We start from the raw sequence: 16,871 nt of genomic DNA on the forward strand, positions 1-16,871 counted from the left end.
GTCAGCGGGTAATGCCGCGGGTCGAAGTCTGGATTGACTGGAGGAAGATCGCGACCTCAGGAAACAACGCGGCTGGCTCGGCCAGCTCGACAATCGCCTGATCCACTGTCAGCCCCTGGCGATAGACCGTCTTGTAGGCCTTGCGCAAAGCATGAATCGCATCCTCGGAGAAACCACGACGACGCATGCCCTCGAAGTTCATGCTGCGCGCTTCGGCAGGGTTGCCAAACACGGTGACAAAGGCCGGAACATCCTTGCCAATCGCCGTCCCCATACCTGAAAAGCTGTGGGCACCGATATGACAGAACTGATGAACCAGGGTGAATCCGGAAAGGATCGCCCAGTCATCCACATGCACATGCCCGGCAAGTGCAGTGTTGTTGACCAGAATGCAGTGATTGCCGATGACGCTGTCATGCCCGATATGGGCATAGGCCATGATCAGGTTATGGTCACCCAGAGTGGTTTCAGCGCGATCCTGAATGGTCCCGCGGTGAATGGTCACCCCTTCGCGAATAACGTTGTGATCACCGATCACCAGACGAGTCGCTTCACCCTTGTACTTGAGATCGGGCGTGTCTTCCCCTACAGAGGAAAACTGGTAGATGCGATTGTGCTTACCAATCCGCGTCGGCCCCTTGAGGATGACATGCGGACCAATAACCGTACCCTCGCCAATTTCCACATCGGCTCCGATGATCGACCAGGGGCCGACCTCAACATCATCGGCCAGGATGGCCGTCGGATCGATGATTGCGCGAGGGTCAATCAAACTCATAGCTTGCGTTCCGCACAAATGATTTCTGCGGAGCATACAGGTTTACCGTCGACCGAGGCCTGACATTCAAACTTCCAGATCTGGCGCTTGCTGCTCAGGAACCTGGCCTCAAGAACCAGTTGGTCGCCCGGAAGCACCGGCTGACGGAAGCGCAGCTTGTCCGAACCCACGAAATAGTAAAGCGTGCCGTCTGCCGGTTTCGAGTCGAGCAGCTTGAATGCCAGGATACCTGCGGCCTGAGCCATCGCTTCGATGATCAGAACACCCGGCATGATTGGATGATCAGGAAAATGGCCGTTGAAAAAAGGCTCGTTGACACTGACATTCTTGTAGGCGCGAATTCTTTTATTCTCGATATCCAGCTCCGTCACACGGTCCACCAGCAGGAACGGGTAACGATGAGGCAGGTATTCGCGAATTTCTTTGATGTCCATCATTTCGAGGGGAAGCCTGTAGTAAAGATTGGGAGTGCGTCGCTACTACGCAACACTCCTCTGCATCAAGGATGGCAGTTTATCGACTGTGATCGCTTGATATGAAAAAGGTATCAGCCATCAGATGAAACATTACCGTTACAGGTCACTGTCTCTACGATCTTTTCCAGCTTCTGAAGTCGCCGCGCCATGTCATCGAGCTTGCGAATCCGGGCTGCGCTCTTGCGCCATTCGGCAGCAGGCTGCATGGCGGTACCGGAAGAATAGGAGCCAGGCTCGGTAATGGAATGGGTAACCATAGTCATACCGGTGATGAAAACGCCATCACATATCTCGATATGCCCCACAAGCCCGACGCCACCGGCCAGCATGCAATGCTTGCCGATTTTCGTGCTTCCCGAAATACCGACACAGGCTGCCATGGCAGTGTGATCGCCGATCTGGACGTTGTGGGCAATCTGGATCTGGTTGTCGAGCTTGACGCCATTACCGATGCGGGTATCAGCCAGGGCACCACGATCGATTGCCGTATTGACGCCGATTTCTACGTCATCACCGATGGTGACACCGCCAATCTGCGCAATCTTTTGCCAGACACCCTTCTCGTTGGCAAAACCGAAGCCTTCCCCGCCGAGCACTGCACCCGACTGAATGACCACACGCTTGCCAATGCGAACATCGTGATAAAGCGTCACGCGAGGAGCGAGCCAGCCGCCCTCACCAATCTCGCAACGAGCACCGATGAAGCAATGAGCGCCGATGGTCACGTTCGCACCAATGCGCGCACCGCTTTCGATCACCGCATAGGCACCGATACTGGCGGTCGGGTCTACCTGGGCGTCATCAGCGATGACAGCCGTGGCATGAACACCGGCAACAGTCTTGGGCTTGGGATCGAACAGATGGGAGATTCGGGCATAGGCCAGATACGGGTCCGGCACCAGCAAGGCATCGCCAGCGTAGCCTTCGGCATCTGCAGGCTTGAGCAACACGGCAGCCGCCTTGGCATCCACAAGGAACTTACGATACTGGGGATTTGCCAGGAAACTGATCTGATCAGGGCCGGCCTCTTGTAAAGTGGCCAGCCCCGTAATGTTCTTGTCCTTGTCGCCACGTAGCGTGGCGCCAAGGAACTCGGCCAACTGGCCGAGCTTGATGATTGTGCTCATGGGTTACTTCAGCTGATTCATGCGCTCGATGACCTGGCGAGTGACGTCATACTGTGGTTTGACATCAATCACTGCACCGCGCTCGAATACCAGGTCAAAGCCGCCTTTCTTGATGACTTCTTCCACTGCCTGATCCAGCTTTGGCTTGAGTTGCTTGAGCATTTCACGGTCAGCAACAGCCTTGGCTTCGTTCAGCTCCTTGGACTGGAACTGGAAATCACGGGCCTTTTGCTTGAATTCAAGCTCCAGACGCTCGCGCTCAGGCTGAGCCATCTTGTCGCCACCACTTACCAAGCGATCCTGGATGCCCTTGGCGCTGCTTTCCAGGGTTTTCAGTTTGGTCAGTTGCGGACCGAATTTCTTTTCGGCATCCACAGCGTATTTCTTCGCAGCATCGGATTCCAGCAACGCCATCTGATAGTTCAGAACAGCGATTTTCATGTCCGCAAATGCAGGGCCAGCGACAAGAACGGTTGCCAGCATTACCAATTGAGTCAACTTACGCACAATACACTCCTACAGAATTCGTTTCGTTATCAAGGATCAGACGCTTAGAACGTCTGGCCCAGGGAGAATTGGAAAACCTGAGTTTCTGCATCGTTGTCTGGCTTCTTGACCGGCATGGCCAGTGCGAAGCTCAGAGGACCGAGAGCAGTGATCCAGGTGACGCCAACACCAACAGAGCTGGCCATACCGGAAAAGTCTACGTTGTTACACTCGACTCTTTGACCATTGAGCGTTCTGCTGGAATCGCAATTTGAGTCAAACACGTTACCCACGTCCCAGAACAGGGAAGTACGCAGGGAACGCTGATCCTTGATGAACGGCAGAGGGAACATGACCTCTACGCCACCCTGGACCAGAACGTTGCCACCGAATGGCAGAGGGTCCTGATCCGGGTCCTCAATAGTGCCAGGACGACCACCGTTGGCTGCGCCAATGCTAGGTGTGCTGCGAGGACCCAGGGTGCTGTCCTTGAAGCCACGAACCGAGTTGAAACCGCCGGCATAGTAGTTTTCATAGAACGGCAGACCGGAGGTCGAACCGTAGCCGTCACCATAACCCAGCTCGGTGTGCAGACGCAGGGTGTAGTTATCGGTGATCGGGTGGAAATACTGTGCGCGGTAGTCCAGTTTGTAGAACGACAGGTCACTGCCCGGCAAGGTGGTTTCAAACACAAGGCTTTGCGAGTGACCACGGGTTGCCAGTACACCTTTGTTCAGGGTGGACTCGGACCAGCCTACTGACCCCTTGAAGTTCAGGAAGCTGTCGCCTTCTCTATCAATAAAATTGAAGATTTCCTCAACGGTGTAGGTACCGGTCTTGAGTTTGTCCTGCTGAACGTTCAGGCCGTAGGTCAGACGCGAAGTCTCGCTGATCGGGTAGCCCAGGTTGATACCGGCACCCAGGCTGTCTACTGCATAGCTCGCCACGTCGACATCGAGGTCGTCATAGTTGGTGGTGCGGTAGAAGGCGCTGTAGCCCAGGCTCACGCCATCTGCGGTCCAGTACGGATCGACATAGCTGAAATTGTAACGGCTCTGGTATTCGCTGCGGGTCAGGCCAATGCTGACGCGGTTACCTGTACCCAGGAAGTTGTTCTGGCTGATGGAACCACCGAGGATCAGACCGGCGCTCTGTGCGAAACCGACACTGGCGGTGATCGAACCGGAAGCCTGCTCTTCCACGGCGTAGTTGACGTCCACCTGATCGTCGGTGCCCGGAACAGCTGGCGTTTCGACGTTCACTTCCTTGAAGAAGCCCAGGCGGTCCAGACGGGTTTTCGACTGGTCGATCAGGTAGGTCGAAGCCCAGCCACCTTCCATCTGACGCATTTCGCGACGCAGCACTTCGTCCGCAGACTTGGTGTTGCCACGGAAGTTGATACGGTTGACGTAGGCACGCTTGCCCGGATCGACCACGAAAGTGATGTCTACGGTATGGTCCTGGTCGTTCGGAGTCGGTACGCCGTTGACGTTGGCGAAGGTATAGCCTTCGTTACCCAGACGACGGGTGATCAACTCGGAAGTCGTGGTCATGACCTTGCGCGAGAACACCTGGCCCGGCTGAATCAGCAACAGGGACTCAACCTGATCTTCAGGCACTTTCAGGTCACCGCTGAGCTTGACCGACTTGACGCTGTATTTTTCGCCTTCATTGACGTTGACCGTGATGTACACGTTCTTCTTGTCAGGCGTGATCGAAACCTGGGTCGAGGCGATATCCATATTGATATAGCCGCGGTCCAGGTAATAGGAACGCAGACGCTCAAGGTCGCCGGAGAGTTTTTCACGGGCGTACTTGTCGTCGTTCTTGAAGAAGGAAAGCCAGTTGGTGGTCTTGAGCTCGAACAGGTCGATCAGGTCTTCATCGGGGAAAACCGAGTTACCCACCACGTTGATGTGCTGAATGGCAGCAACGGTGCCTTCATTGATGTTGATCTTCAGACCGACACGGTTGCGCGGCTGAGGCACGACCTCGGCAGCAACCTCGGCAGAGTAACGGCCTTGTGCAACGTACTGGCGTTGCAACTCGTTACGCACACCTTCAAGGGTCGCACGCTGGAAGATCTCACCTTCGGCCAGACCGGACTGTTTCAGCCCTTTCATCAGGTCTTCGGTAGAAATCGCCTTGTTGCCCTCGATTTCGATGCTCGCAACGGAAGGACGCTCAACGACAGTAATGACAAGAACATTGCCATCACGTCCCAGCTGGATATCTTGAAAGAAACCGGTTTTGAACAACGCACGAGTAGCGTCAACCAGACGACCATCATCCGCCTGCTCGCCCACGTTGAGCGGCAACGCACCAAAGACGCTACCGGCGGACACCCGCTGCAGGCCGTTGACACGGATATCGGAGATGGTGAAGGACTCGGCGTGAACTTCGGCGATCATCAGTACGGCAAGAACCGCAGTTAGCAGCAGACGTTTCATGAAGTCCTTTCTTATTCCAACTGGCAATAAACAAACTGCCGCAAAATGCGGCAGATTTCGCAATACAGCAAGGACTTACAGTCGTCCCAGATCGTTGACCAGCGCGAGCAACATGACGCCCACCACCAGACTGATACCGATCTGAACTCCCCAACCTTGTACCTTTTCCGAAAGGGGGCGACCACGTGCCCACTCGATCAGATAAAACAGCAAATGCCCCCCATCAAGCACAGGGATCGGCAATAGATTCAGAACCCCCAGGCTTATGCTCAGATAAGCGAGGAAGTTCAGGAAATCGCCAATGCCCGACTGGGCTGAAGCGCCCGCCACTTTAGCAATGGTTATCGGTCCACTCAAGTTTTTTACCGAGAGCTCGCCGAACAACATTTTCCTGAGCGAATCCAGTGTCAGCACGCTCATGTTCCAAGTGCGCCTGGCACCCTCTGCCACAGCGGCAAAAGGACCATAGCTGACTTCACGCAACATCTCAGGTGGCCAGTCGGCACCCTTTACACCCGCCCCCAGATAACCGGTTGCAGCCTTGCCTTCACCACGCACCGCCAGAGTCAGCGGAACGTCGAGCTGCGCACCATCACGTTCGATACGCAGCGAGATCCTTGCATCAGGACGCTCACGTACCCAGTCGACGACCTGCTGCCATTCGTTGAGAGGCTTGCCATCGACTGCCAGCAGCAGATCACCGGTCTTCAGGCCTGCCGCTTGCGCAGGGCCTTTTGGATCGAGTTCCGCCAGCACCGGCGCCAGCGCAGGACGCCATGGACGAATCCCCAGGGAGCGGATCGGATCGGGCTCTTCGGCACCCTTGAGCCAGTTGTCCAGCGTCAGGCTGTGCGCGGTATCGACCGTCGAGCCCTGATCGCGAACCTTCAAGGCAATGGTGCCGCTCTCGCCCAGGCGACGAACCAGTTGCAGGTTGACGGCAGACCAGCCCGAAGTTGCCTCGCCGTCTACAGAAACAATTTCCTGGCCAGCGCTCAGGCCTGCCTGCTGCGCAATGCTTCCCGCCTCTACGGCGCCGATGACCGGCCGGACCTGCTGGCTGCCCAGCATGGCCAACGCCCAGAAGAACACGATGGCCAGCAGAAAGTTGGCTGCCGGGCCGGCAATGACGATTGCAATGCGCTGATACACCGTCTTGCGGTTGAAAGACTGATCAGCCAGATGCGGTGGTACATCGCCTTCACGCTCATCGAGCATCTTGACGTAACCACCCAGGGGAATCGCCGCCACGACAAACTCGGTGCCATGGCGGTCATGCCAGCGAATCAGCGGCGTGCCGAAGCCCACCGAAAAGCGGAGGACCTTGACACCACAACGCCGGGCCACCCAGAAGTGACCGAATTCGTGAAAGGTAACCAGAACACCCAGGGCAATCAGGGTGCCAATGATCATATATAGCGCGCTCATCAACCATCTCCGGGTGCCGGGATGCCGGCAACTGTGTTTATCATCGCAGCCACACCAGCCTGCTCCCGATACATCACATCAACCCCATCATCCATGTTCAGTTATCGTCCGTTTCGTTCCAGCCAAAGCCCTGCCAGAACACGCGCTTTTGCATCTGCCGCAAAGACCGCATCGAGCTCTTCGACAGCGACGGCAGGCTCAAGATTCAGTACTTCGTCGATCATACCCGCGATTTCCAGATAACCAATGCGTCGCTCGAGAAATGCCGCGACGGCCACTTCATTGGCAGCATTGAGCATGGCGGGAGCACTGCCTCCTGCCTCCGCAGCCTGCCGGGCCAGACGCAGGCACGGGAAGCGCTCTTCGTCGGGCTCCTCGAAATCCAGCTGACCGATACGGAAAAGATCCAGCGGAGAAACCCCAGAATCCATGCGCGCAGGCCAGGCCAGCGCATTGGCGATAGGTGTACGCATGTCCGGATTGCCAAGCTGCGCCAGTACCGAACCATCCACATAATCCACCATCGAGTGAATCACGCTCTGGGGATGAATGACGACTTCAACCTGGGCCGGGCGAGCATCGAACAGCCAGCAGGCCTCGATCAGCTCCAACCCCTTGTTCATCATGGTGGCCGAGTCCACGGAAATCTTGCGCCCCATCGACCATACCGGGTGAGCGCAAGCCTGCTCAGGCGTGACGTCATGCAATTGCGCCAGAGGCGTCTTGCGAAACGGCCCACCCGACGCGGTCAGCAGGATACGTCTTACGCCTACAGCACTCAGGCCACGGGAAAAATCGACCGGCAGGCACTGAAAGATCGCATTGTGCTCGCTGTCGATGGGCAACAGCACAGCACCACTTTGCCGGACAGCCTGCATGAACAAGGCACCGGACATGACCAGTGCCTCCTTGTTCGCCAGCAGGACTTTCTTGCCCGCCTCGACTGCCGCCAGTGTCGGCCGCAGACCGGCGGCACCGACAATGGCAGCCATGACAGCATCGACCTGAGGATGCGCAGCCACTTCACACAGACCACCCTCCCCCACCAGCACACGGGTATCGAGCCCGGCAGCAGCAAGATCGTCCTGCAACTTGCGAGCGACATCCTGGGTGGGAACCACGGCGAAACGTGGCGTGTGCCTGACGCACAACGCCAGCAACTCTTTCAGGCGACTGAAGCCGGTCAGCGCAAAGACCTGATAAAGCGCCGGATGACGTGCAACGACGTCAAGAGTGCTAAGGCCGATAGAACCCGTAGCACCCAGAACGGTAATCTGTTGGGGCTTCACAGCACACCCCAGTCAGCAGCCCAGAGCAGCACTGCAAAAACAGGAATGGCAGCCGTCAGGCTGTCGATGCGGTCCAGCACGCCACCATGACCTGGCAGCAGGTTACTGCTGTCCTTGATACCGGCCTGACGCTTGAACATGCTTTCGGTCAGATCGCCGACCACGGAGATCAGCACAATGAGCGCAGCGCCCAGAAGCCCAATGATCAGTTGCGAAACCGGCCAGTCACGGGACAGCCCTACTCCCGCTGTTATGAGCAGAGTAACCACCAGACCACCATAAACACCTTCCCAGCTTTTCCCCGGACTGACCTTGGGGGCCAGCTTGCGCTTGCCAAATGCCTTGCCGGAAAAATAGGCACCAATATCCGCAGCCCATACCAGCACCATGACCGCCAGAATCAGCAAATTACCCAGAGGCCATTGCTTGATAAGGATAAGTCCTTGCCAGGCAGGCAGCAGGATCAACAGACCAATGACCAGCTTGCAGGCAGCGCTCGCCCAGTAATCGCTGGAAGTGGGGAATGTCAGGACCAGATAGGTCGCTACCCCCCACCAGATAACCGCCGCGACGAGAACCCAGGGCGCAAGCCCCGGCACCAGATACATAAGGAACAGCAGAAGCGCGACCGTAGCGGCATAAGCCACCCGCATGCCCTGGGCCACAAGCCCGGCCAGCCGCGCCCACTCCCATGCACCCAGCACAACGACAAGGCCGATGAACAGTGCGAAGTCAGCGCCCTTGAGCAGGAAAAACCCGCATAGAGCAACCGGCAGCAAAATGAGTGCAGTGATGATCCGTTGTTTCAGCATTAAACCCGGGCTCCAGCTTCGACCTGTTCGCTGGTTTTACCGAAGCGACGTTGGCGCGAAGCGAAATCGGCCAGCGCAGCGCGCATGGCATCGTGTTTGAAGTCCGGCCAGAACAGGTCGGAAAAATACAGCTCGGCATAAGCCAACTGCCAGAGCAGGAAGTTACTGATACGGTGCTCGCCACCCGTACGAATGCACAGATCCGGCAACGGCAGGTCGCCGGTTGCCAGACAGGTCTGCAACAGTTCGGGCGTGATGTCTTCAGGCTGAAGATGCCCGGCCTGAACCTCACGAGACAAGCGCTGGGCAGCCTGGGCGATATCCCACTGCCCACCGTAATTGGCCGCGATCTGCAGAACGAAACGGCTGTTGCCAGCCGTCTGGAGTTCCGCCTCGCGCATGGCTGCCTGAAGCTCGGGATGGAAGCGCGAGCGATCACCAATGATGCGCAGGCTGATGCCATTCTCGTTCAAGCGACGGGTTTCGCGCCGCAGGGCCGTGAAGAACAACTCCATCAGGGCCCCGACCTCTTCGGCCGGTCGCTGCCAGTTTTCGCTGGAGAACGCGAACAACGTCAGCACCTCGACCTTGGCCTCGGCACACACCTCAATGACCGCACGCACAGCATCAACGCCTGCCTTGTGCCCGGCAACGCCTGGCAACAGGCGTTTCTTGGCCCAGCGATTATTACCATCCATGATAATCGCGACATGACGCGGCACCGAAGACGATGCGGCCGGTTTTGTCTTTTCCATGAAAGCGCCCCGAACCTTATACGGCCATCAGGTCTGCTTCTTTCTGCTTCGTCGCCGAGTCGATATCTGCCTCAGCCTTGTCAGTCAGTTTCTGGATATCTGTGGACGCGCGACGCTCTTCGTCTTCGCTGATTTCCTTGTCCTTGACCAGCTTCTTCAGATCACTCAACGCATCACGGCGAATGTTGCGCACGGCAACGCGAGCATCTTCAGCAGCACTGCGCGCCTGCTTGGTGAAGCCCTTACGGGTTTCCTCAGTCAGGGCAGGCATGGAGATCAGCAGCATCTCGCCAAGGTTGGTCGGGTTCAGGTTCAGGCCTGCACTCTGGATCGCCTTGTCGACGGCTGCGAGCATGTTGCGCTCGAAGGCCACGACTTGTAAGGTCCGGGAGTCCTTGACCGTCACGTTGGCAACAGCACTCAAAGGGGTGTCAGCGCCGTAGTAAGGCACCATTACGCTACCCAGGATGCTTGGGTGAGCCTTGCCGGTACGAATCTGGCCAAATGCATGAGCCAGTGATTCCAGGCTTTTCTGCATACGCGCCTGAGCATCTTTCTTGATTTCGTTGATCATTGTTGAACTTCCTCGATCAGGGTTCCTTCAGCGCCGCCATGTACGATATTCAGCAGGGCGCCGGGCTTGTTCATGTTGAAGACGCGCAGCGGCATCTTGTGATCGCGACACAGACAGATAGCCGTCAGATCCATCACACCCAGCTTGCGATCCAGCACTTCATCGTAAGACAGATGATCGAACTTCTCGGCATTCGGGTCCTTGAACGGGTCTGCGGTGTAGACGCCATCGACCTTGGTCGCCTTGAGGACGACATCGGCATCGATTTCGATCGCTCGCAGGCAGGCAGCCGAATCCGTAGTGAAAAACGGATTACCGGTTCCGGCAGCAAAAATGACGACTTCCTTGGAGTTGAGGTGGCGCATGGCTTTGCGACGATCGTAATGATCGGTCACACCCATCATCGAGATGGCGGACATCACGATGGCCGAGATATTAGCTCGCTCCAGCGCATCACGCATTGCAAGGGCATTCATCACAGTGGCCAGCATGCCCATGTGATCGCCCGTTACCCGATCCATGCCGGCAGCACTCAGGGCTGCACCACGGAACAGGTTGCCACCGCCGATCACCAGCCCGACCTGAACGCCGATGCCAACCAGTTGACCGACTTCCAGCGCCATGCGATCCAGTACCTTGGGGTCGATACCGAAATCTTCCGACCCCATGAGGGCCTCGCCGCTAAGCTTGAGTAGAATGCGTTTATAGCGAGCCTGATAACCACTGCCCTGCTGAGCCATTGCGAATCTCTCCTGCGGCGTTTTCTGAAAAAAATCTGTGCGGGCCATTTCAGACCTGCGCTTACTCTAGCTTGACGCTGCAAGAGCGTCTGGAGAATGCAGCCTTGACGACCAATTCTCAAAGGGAAAATTCCCTTTCCTTTTTGACAAAGAGGCCGCGCGCGTGAGCGGGCAGCCTCTTTGGGGCGACAGTTGAAAAACTGTCTTACTTCTTGCTTGCAGCTACTTGAGCAGCAACTTCTTCAGCGAAGTTGTCGACTGGCTTCTCGATGCCTTCGCCTACTTTGAAGTAGGTGAACGATACGATTTCAGCGCCAGCTTTCTTCGCCAGAGCACCCACGGTGATTTCCGGGTTCTTGACGAATGCTTGCTCAACCAGGCTGGCTTCGGCCAGGAACTTGGTGATACGACCGCTCACCATTTTCTCGACGATTTCAGCTGGCTTGCCTTTGATCTTGTCTTCGTTCAGTTGCAGGAAGACGCCCTTCTCGCGCTCGATCGCTTCAGCCGAAACTTCCGAAGGCAGCAGGAATTCAGGGTTGCTTGCAGCAGCGTGCATGGCGATGTCTTTGGCCAGCTCGGCGTCGCCGCCTTTCAGAGCTACAACCACACCGATCTTGTTGCCGTGCAGGTAAGCGTTGACCACATCACCTTCGATGCGGGTCAGGCGGCGAATGTTGACGTTCTCGCCAACCTTGGCAACCAGAGCAGTACGCTCTACTTCCTGAGCTTCGATCAGCGGAGCCACGTCGGTCAGCTTCTCGGCGAAAGCTTTCTCGATGCTGCTGTTCACGAAGTTCTTGAAGTCGTCCTGCAGAGCCAGGAAGTCGGTCTGGGAGTTGACTTCGATGATGACAGCAGCTTTGCCGTCTGCACCGACTTTAACGCCGATAGCGCCTTCAGCAGCAACGTTGCCTGCTTTCTTGGCAGCCTTGATGGCGCCGGAAGCACGCATGTCATCAATGGCTTTTTCGATGTCGCCGCCAGCCTTGGTCAAGGCCTTTTTGCAATCCATCATGCCTTCGCCGGTACGCTCGCGCAGTTCTTTGACCAACGCTGCAGTAATCTCTGCCATTTCAAAATCCTCTTGGATAGGTTTTCAACCATTCCACCCGGGGTAAACGGGCGTTCAAATTCTTGAAAAATCAGGGTGACAGCAACACATGACAAGCAGCCCACGGTCACGCCAACAAATCATTTTCGAGGTGGCAAAAAGGGGGCCAAGCCCCCTTTTCGCGTACTGAGTAAACGCTAAGCGTCTGTTACTCAGCCTTCTACAGCTGCTGCAGCTGGAGCTTCTTCGACGTAGACGTCGGTGCCGCCAGCAACATTGTTGCGACCACGGATAACAGCGTCAGCCATCGAACCCATGTACAGCTGGATAGCGCGGATTGCGTCATCGTTGCCTGGGATGATGTAGTCAACGCCTTCCGGGCTGCTGTTGGTATCGACTACGCCGATGACCGGGATGCCCAGCTTGTTGGCTTCAGTGATAGCAATGCGCTCGTGATCAACGTCGATAACGAACAGTGCGTCAGGCAGACCGCCCATGTCCTTGATACCACCCAGGCTGCGATCCAGTTTTTCCAGATCACGGGAGCGCATCAGGGCTTCTTTCTTGGTCAGCTTGGCGAAAGTACCGTCTTCAGCCTGTACTTCCAGCTCGCGCAGACGTTTGATCGACTGACGGATGGTCTTGAAGTTGGTCAGCATGCCGCCCAACCAGCGGTGATCGACGTACGGCGAACCGCAACGTGCTGCTTCTTCAGCAACGATCTTGCCAGCGGAACGCTTGGTGCCGACGAACAGAATCTTGTTTTTGCCCTGAGCCAGGCGCTCAACGAAAGTCAGAGCTTCGTTGAACATTGGCAGGGTTTTTTCAAGGTTGATGATGTGAATCTTGTTACGCGCGCCGAAAATGTACTTACCCATTTTCGGGTTCCAGTAACGGGTTTGGTGACCGAAGTGCACACCGGCCTTCAGCATATCGCGCATATTGACTTGGGACATGATAGTTCCTTGATAAGTCGGGTTAGGCCTCCACGTATCCCAATGACCAACCAGTGGCGAGCCGCCAAAGGCACCCAGGTCATCGTGTCGACACGTGTGTGGGTTTATGCTTCCAGGGCGGACCTTGGAAAGCGGCGCATTTTATATCACAAAAGGAAAGCCAGTGAAACCCGAATCACACGCTTGTTTCTCCATCCTTTTGAAAACAGACAGATTCCCCCGCATTTCCTTTATAGAAGGAAGCGCTAGTCATGAGCCTGTGTCTGATAGAATCGTCCCTTTCCGCATTGGCCGCGTGCAACCACGCAGAGAGAAATTCGCATGACCGTGACCCTCAAAACTCCCGAAGACATCGAAAAGATGCGCATCGCCGGTCGCCTGGCCGCCGAAGTACTGGAAATGATCACCCCCCACGTCAAGCCCGGTGTCACCACCGAAGAGCTGGACCGCATCTGCCACGACTACATCGTCAACGAGCAACAGGCGATTCCGGCGCCGCTCAACTATAAAGGCTTTCCCAAGTCGATCTGCACCTCGATCAACCATGTCGTCTGCCACGGCATTCCCGGCGAGAAGCAGCTCAAGAATGGCGACACCCTGAATATCGACATCACCGTCATCAAGGACGGTTATCACGGCGACACCAGCAAGATGTTCCATGTCGGCAAGGTCCCCGAGTGGGCCGAGCGCCTGTCGAAGATCACCCAGGAATGCCTGTACAAGGCCATCGAGATCGTCCGTCCGGGCACGCGCCTCGGGGATATCGGCTCAGTCATCCAGAAGCACGCCGAGAAGAACGGTTTTTCCGTCGTTCGTGAATTCTGCGGCCACGGGATCGGCAAGGTCTTTCACGAAGAACCGCAGGTACTGCATTATGGTGAGGCTGGCACCGGTATCGAACTGCTTGAGGGCATGACCTTCACCATCGAGCCGATGATCAACCAGGGTCGCGCCGACACCAAGATTCTCGGCGACGGCTGGACCGCCATTACCAAGGATCGCAAACTCTCGGCACAATGGGAGCACACGATTCTGGTAACCGCTGACGGCTATGAGATTTTCACCCTGCGCAGCGACGATACCATCGCGCGAACATCAGCCTGACAAGGCCTGCTCGCCCGACACAAGCCCGCACAGTCAGATTTAGAGATAAAGGAAAGCTGTTCCATGCCGCAGGTGGATCCCGATTTGTTCGACCGCGGCCAGTTCCAGGCCGAACTGGCCTTGAAGGCAAGCCCTATCGCCGCCTTCAAGAAAGCCATCCGCAACGCTCGTGACGTGCTCGACGAGCGCTTTCGCGAAGGCCGGAATATACGCCGCCTCATCGAGGATCGGGCCTGGTTCGTGGATAACATCCTGCAACAGGCCTGGGATCAGTTCGACTGGAGCGAAGACGCCGACATTGCCCTGCTGGCCGTCGGCGGCTACGGTCGCGGCGAACTGCACCCTTATTCGGATATCGATCTGCTGGTCCTGCTGGACAGCGCCGATCACGAGGTCTTCCGCGAATCCATAGAACGTTTTCTGACGCTGCTGTGGGACATCGGCCTTGAAGTCGGGCAAAGCGTGCGCTCTGTCGATGAATGCGCGCAGGAAGGCCTGGCCGACCTGACCGTCATCACCAACCTGATGGAAAGCCGCACCATCGCAGGCCCGGAACGTCTGCGCCAGCGCATGCTGGAAGTCACCAGCACTCAGCATATGTGGCCGAGCAAGGACTTCTTCCTGGCCAAGCGCGCCGAGCAGAAGACCCGGCATCACAAGTACAACGACACCGAATACAACCTTGAGCCCAACGTCAAAGGCTCACCCGGCGGCCTGCGCGATATCCAGACCATCCTCTGGGTAGCCCGCCGTCAATACGGCACCCTGAACCTGCACGCCCTGGCGGGCGAAGGCTTCCTGCTGGAAAGCGAGAACAATCTGCTGGCCTCCTCCCAGGAGTTTCTCTGGAAAGTACGCTACGCCCTGCACATGCTGGCCGGACGCTCCGAAGACCGGCTGCTGTTCGATTACCAGAGCCGTATCGCCAGCCTGCTGGGTTATCAGGACAGCGATGCGAAGCTGGCCATAGAACGCTTCATGCAGAAGTACTACCGGGTGGTCATGAGCATCGCCGAGCTGAGCGACCTGATCATCCAGCATTTTGAAGAGGTCATCCTCGCTCAGGATGATGGCAGCAGCACACAACCGATCAATTCGCGCTTCCAGTTGCATGACGGTTATATCGAAGCCACTAACCCGAACGTGTTCAAACGCACCCCGTTCGCCATGATCGAGATTTTCGTGCTGATGGCCCAGCACCCGGAGATCAAGGGCGTGCGTGCCGATACCATTCGCCTGCTGCGCGAACACCGGCACCTGATCAACGATGATTTCCGCAACGACATCCGCAATACCAGCCTGTTCATCGAACTGTTCAAGTGTGAAATAGGCATTCACCGCAACCTGCGCAGGATGAACCGCTACGGCATTCTGGGCCTGTACCTGCCCGAATTCGGCCATATCGTCGGGCAGATGCAACATGACCTGTTCCACATCTATACGGTGGATGCGCACACGCTGAACCTGATCAAGCACATGCGCAGGCTGCAATACGCCGATGTGGCCGAAAAATTCCCGCTGGCCAGCAAGCTCATGGCACGCCTGCCCAAACCGGAACTGGCCTATCTGGCCGGCCTGTATCACGACATCGGCAAGGGGCGCGGCGGAGACCACTCCGAACTCGGCGCCGTGGACGCCCAGGCCTTCGGTGTGCGCCATCATCTGCCAAAATGGGATACGCACCTGATCCAGTGGCTGGTCAGCCACCATCTGGTGATGTCGACCACCGCACAGCGCAAGGACCTGTCCGACCCGCAGGTCATCCATGACTTCGCGCAGTTCGTCGGCGACGAAGTCCACCTCGATTACCTCTATGTGCTGACTGTCGCCGACATCAATGCGACCAACCCGACGCTCTGGAACTCCTGGCGTGCGAGCCTGTTGCGCCAGCTGTACACCGAAACCAAGCGGGCCTTGCGCCGCGGCCTGGAAAACCCGGTCGATCGCGAAGAGCAGATTCGCCGCACACAGATTGCCGCACTGGATATCCTGGTGCGCAACGGCGTCGACCCGGACGATGTGGAACAGCTCTGGTCCGCGCTGGGTGATGATTACTTCCTGCGCCATACCGCTGGCGACGTGGCATGGCACAGCGATGCCATCCTTCAGCAACCTGCCGATGGCGGCCCGCTGGTCCTTATAAAGGAAACCACGCAGCGAGAATTCGAGGGTGGCACCCAGATCTTCATCTATGCCCCGGACCAGCATGATTTCTTCGCCGTGACCGTGGCTGCGATGGACCAGTTGAACCTGAACATTCATGACGCCCGCATCATTACGTCCAGCAGCAAGTTCACCCTCGACACCTATATCGTGCTGGACAACGATGGCGGCGCCATTGGCGACAATCCCGAGAGAACCCGGCAGATCCGTGATGGCCTGACCGAAGCCTTGCGCAACCCGGACAACTACCCGACCATCATCAAGCGTCGCGTACCGCGCCAGCTCAAGCATTTCTCCTTTGCGCCCCAGGTGACGATCCATAACGATGCACAACGCCCGGTGACCGTACTGGAACTGCTGGCGCCGGACCGCCCTGGATTGCTGGCACGTATCGGCAAGATTTTCCTGGAGTTCGATCTGTCCTTGCAGAACGCCAAGATCGCGACCCTGGGCGAGCGCGTGGAAGACGTGTTCTTCATTACCGATGCCAACAATCAACCGCTCTCCGACCCCCAGCTGTGCAGCCGTCTGCAGGAAGCCATCGCCAAGCAATTGAGCCTCAACTCAGAGCCAGGCGGCAATTTGCGGATCAATATCTAGGGGTCTGTACGAAATGTTTTCGAGCGAAGGTGAGCCTGTTTTCAACGCAGTATCACCGAGCGCAGATACATTTCGTACA

Annotated in this window: 15 protein-coding genes; 2 read left to right on the forward strand and 13 right to left on the reverse strand. The window is 56.9% G+C overall.

Annotated elements, in window-relative coordinates:
* Nucleotide 1: 1 nt before the first annotated feature.
* From lpxA to rpsB, 13 genes are all read right to left on the reverse strand, one after another.
* Nucleotides 2–778, reverse strand: a complete 777-nt coding sequence (gene lpxA / locus Q6A51_RS13680) for an acyl-ACP--UDP-N-acetylglucosamine O-acyltransferase (protein WP_201003569.1) — start codon at nt 776–778, stop codon at nt 2–4.
* The gene (fabZ, locus tag Q6A51_RS13685) at nt 775–1,215 is read right to left on the reverse strand and encodes a 3-hydroxyacyl-ACP dehydratase FabZ (protein WP_201003571.1); all 441 of its coding nucleotides are present in this window, start codon (nt 1,213–1,215) and stop codon (nt 775–777) included. Before fabZ ends, lpxA begins: the two co-directional genes overlap by 4 nt.
* 110 nt (nt 1,216–1,325) lie before the next feature.
* Nucleotides 1,326–2,381: a UDP-3-O-(3-hydroxymyristoyl)glucosamine N-acyltransferase gene (lpxD, locus tag Q6A51_RS13690; RefSeq protein ID WP_304575011.1), complete on the reverse strand. Its 1,056-nt coding sequence runs from the start codon at nt 2,379–2,381 to the stop codon at nt 1,326–1,328.
* Between the two features lie 3 nt (nt 2,382–2,384).
* Nucleotides 2,385–2,888 carry an OmpH/Skp family outer membrane protein gene (locus tag Q6A51_RS13695; RefSeq protein ID WP_025258953.1) on the reverse strand — a complete coding sequence of 168 codons (504 nt, stop codon included), beginning with the start codon at nt 2,886–2,888 and terminating at the stop codon, nt 2,385–2,387.
* 44 nt (nt 2,889–2,932) lie between these two features.
* A complete protein-coding gene (gene bamA, locus Q6A51_RS13700; protein WP_304575012.1) occupies nt 2,933–5,317 on the reverse strand; it encodes an outer membrane protein assembly factor BamA in 2,385 nt (794 codons plus the stop codon).
* 75 nt (nt 5,318–5,392) lie between these two features.
* On the reverse strand, nt 5,393–6,745 hold the full coding sequence (gene rseP / locus Q6A51_RS13705) for a sigma E protease regulator RseP (RefSeq protein ID WP_201017889.1): 1,353 nt from the start codon (nt 6,743–6,745) through the stop codon (nt 5,393–5,395).
* Nucleotides 6,746–6,846: 101 nt separating this feature from the next.
* The gene (gene ispC / locus Q6A51_RS13710) at nt 6,847–8,034 is read right to left on the reverse strand and encodes a 1-deoxy-D-xylulose-5-phosphate reductoisomerase (RefSeq protein ID WP_304575013.1); all 1,188 of its coding nucleotides are present in this window, start codon (nt 8,032–8,034) and stop codon (nt 6,847–6,849) included.
* Nucleotides 8,031–8,846, reverse strand: a complete 816-nt coding sequence (locus tag Q6A51_RS13715; protein ID WP_201017891.1) for a phosphatidate cytidylyltransferase — start codon at nt 8,844–8,846, stop codon at nt 8,031–8,033. The genes ispC and Q6A51_RS13715 overlap by 4 nt, the downstream gene beginning before the upstream one ends.
* A complete protein-coding gene (gene uppS / locus Q6A51_RS13720) occupies nt 8,846–9,601 on the reverse strand; it encodes a polyprenyl diphosphate synthase (protein WP_201003580.1) in 756 nt (251 codons plus the stop codon). Before uppS ends, Q6A51_RS13715 begins: the two co-directional genes overlap by 1 nt.
* A gap of 16 nt (nt 9,602–9,617) precedes the next feature.
* A complete protein-coding gene (gene frr / locus Q6A51_RS13725; protein WP_201003582.1) occupies nt 9,618–10,175 on the reverse strand; it encodes a ribosome recycling factor in 558 nt (185 codons plus the stop codon).
* The gene (gene pyrH, locus Q6A51_RS13730; RefSeq protein ID WP_025258946.1) at nt 10,172–10,915 is read right to left on the reverse strand and encodes a UMP kinase; all 744 of its coding nucleotides are present in this window, start codon (nt 10,913–10,915) and stop codon (nt 10,172–10,174) included. The genes frr and pyrH overlap by 4 nt, the downstream gene beginning before the upstream one ends.
* Before the next feature lie 205 nt (nt 10,916–11,120).
* Nucleotides 11,121–11,990 (reverse strand): translation elongation factor Ts, encoded by an 870-nt coding sequence (gene tsf / locus Q6A51_RS13735; RefSeq protein ID WP_201003584.1) that lies wholly within the window; start codon nt 11,988–11,990, stop codon nt 11,121–11,123.
* A gap of 191 nt (nt 11,991–12,181) precedes the next feature.
* Complete coding sequence (gene rpsB, locus Q6A51_RS13740) at nt 12,182–12,925, reverse strand: 30S ribosomal protein S2 (RefSeq protein ID WP_201003586.1); 744 nt, start codon at nt 12,923–12,925, stop codon at nt 12,182–12,184.
* 321 nt (nt 12,926–13,246) lie between these two features.
* On the opposite strand from rpsB, the gene map reads away from it, so the two are divergent.
* Both map and Q6A51_RS13750 read left to right on the forward strand, forming a co-directional pair.
* Entirely contained in the window at nt 13,247–14,029 is a 783-nt protein-coding gene (map, locus tag Q6A51_RS13745) for a type I methionyl aminopeptidase (RefSeq protein WP_025258943.1), read from the forward strand.
* A gap of 63 nt (nt 14,030–14,092) precedes the next feature.
* Nucleotides 14,093–16,792, forward strand: a complete 2,700-nt coding sequence (locus Q6A51_RS13750; RefSeq protein WP_304575014.1) for a [protein-PII] uridylyltransferase — start codon at nt 14,093–14,095, stop codon at nt 16,790–16,792.
* The last annotated feature ends 79 nt before the right edge of the window (nt 16,793–16,871 follow it).

Source organism: Pseudomonas serbiensis, from assembly GCF_030580745.1.
In the GTDB taxonomy this organism is placed as follows: domain Bacteria; phylum Pseudomonadota; class Gammaproteobacteria; order Pseudomonadales; family Pseudomonadaceae; genus Aquipseudomonas; species Aquipseudomonas serbiensis.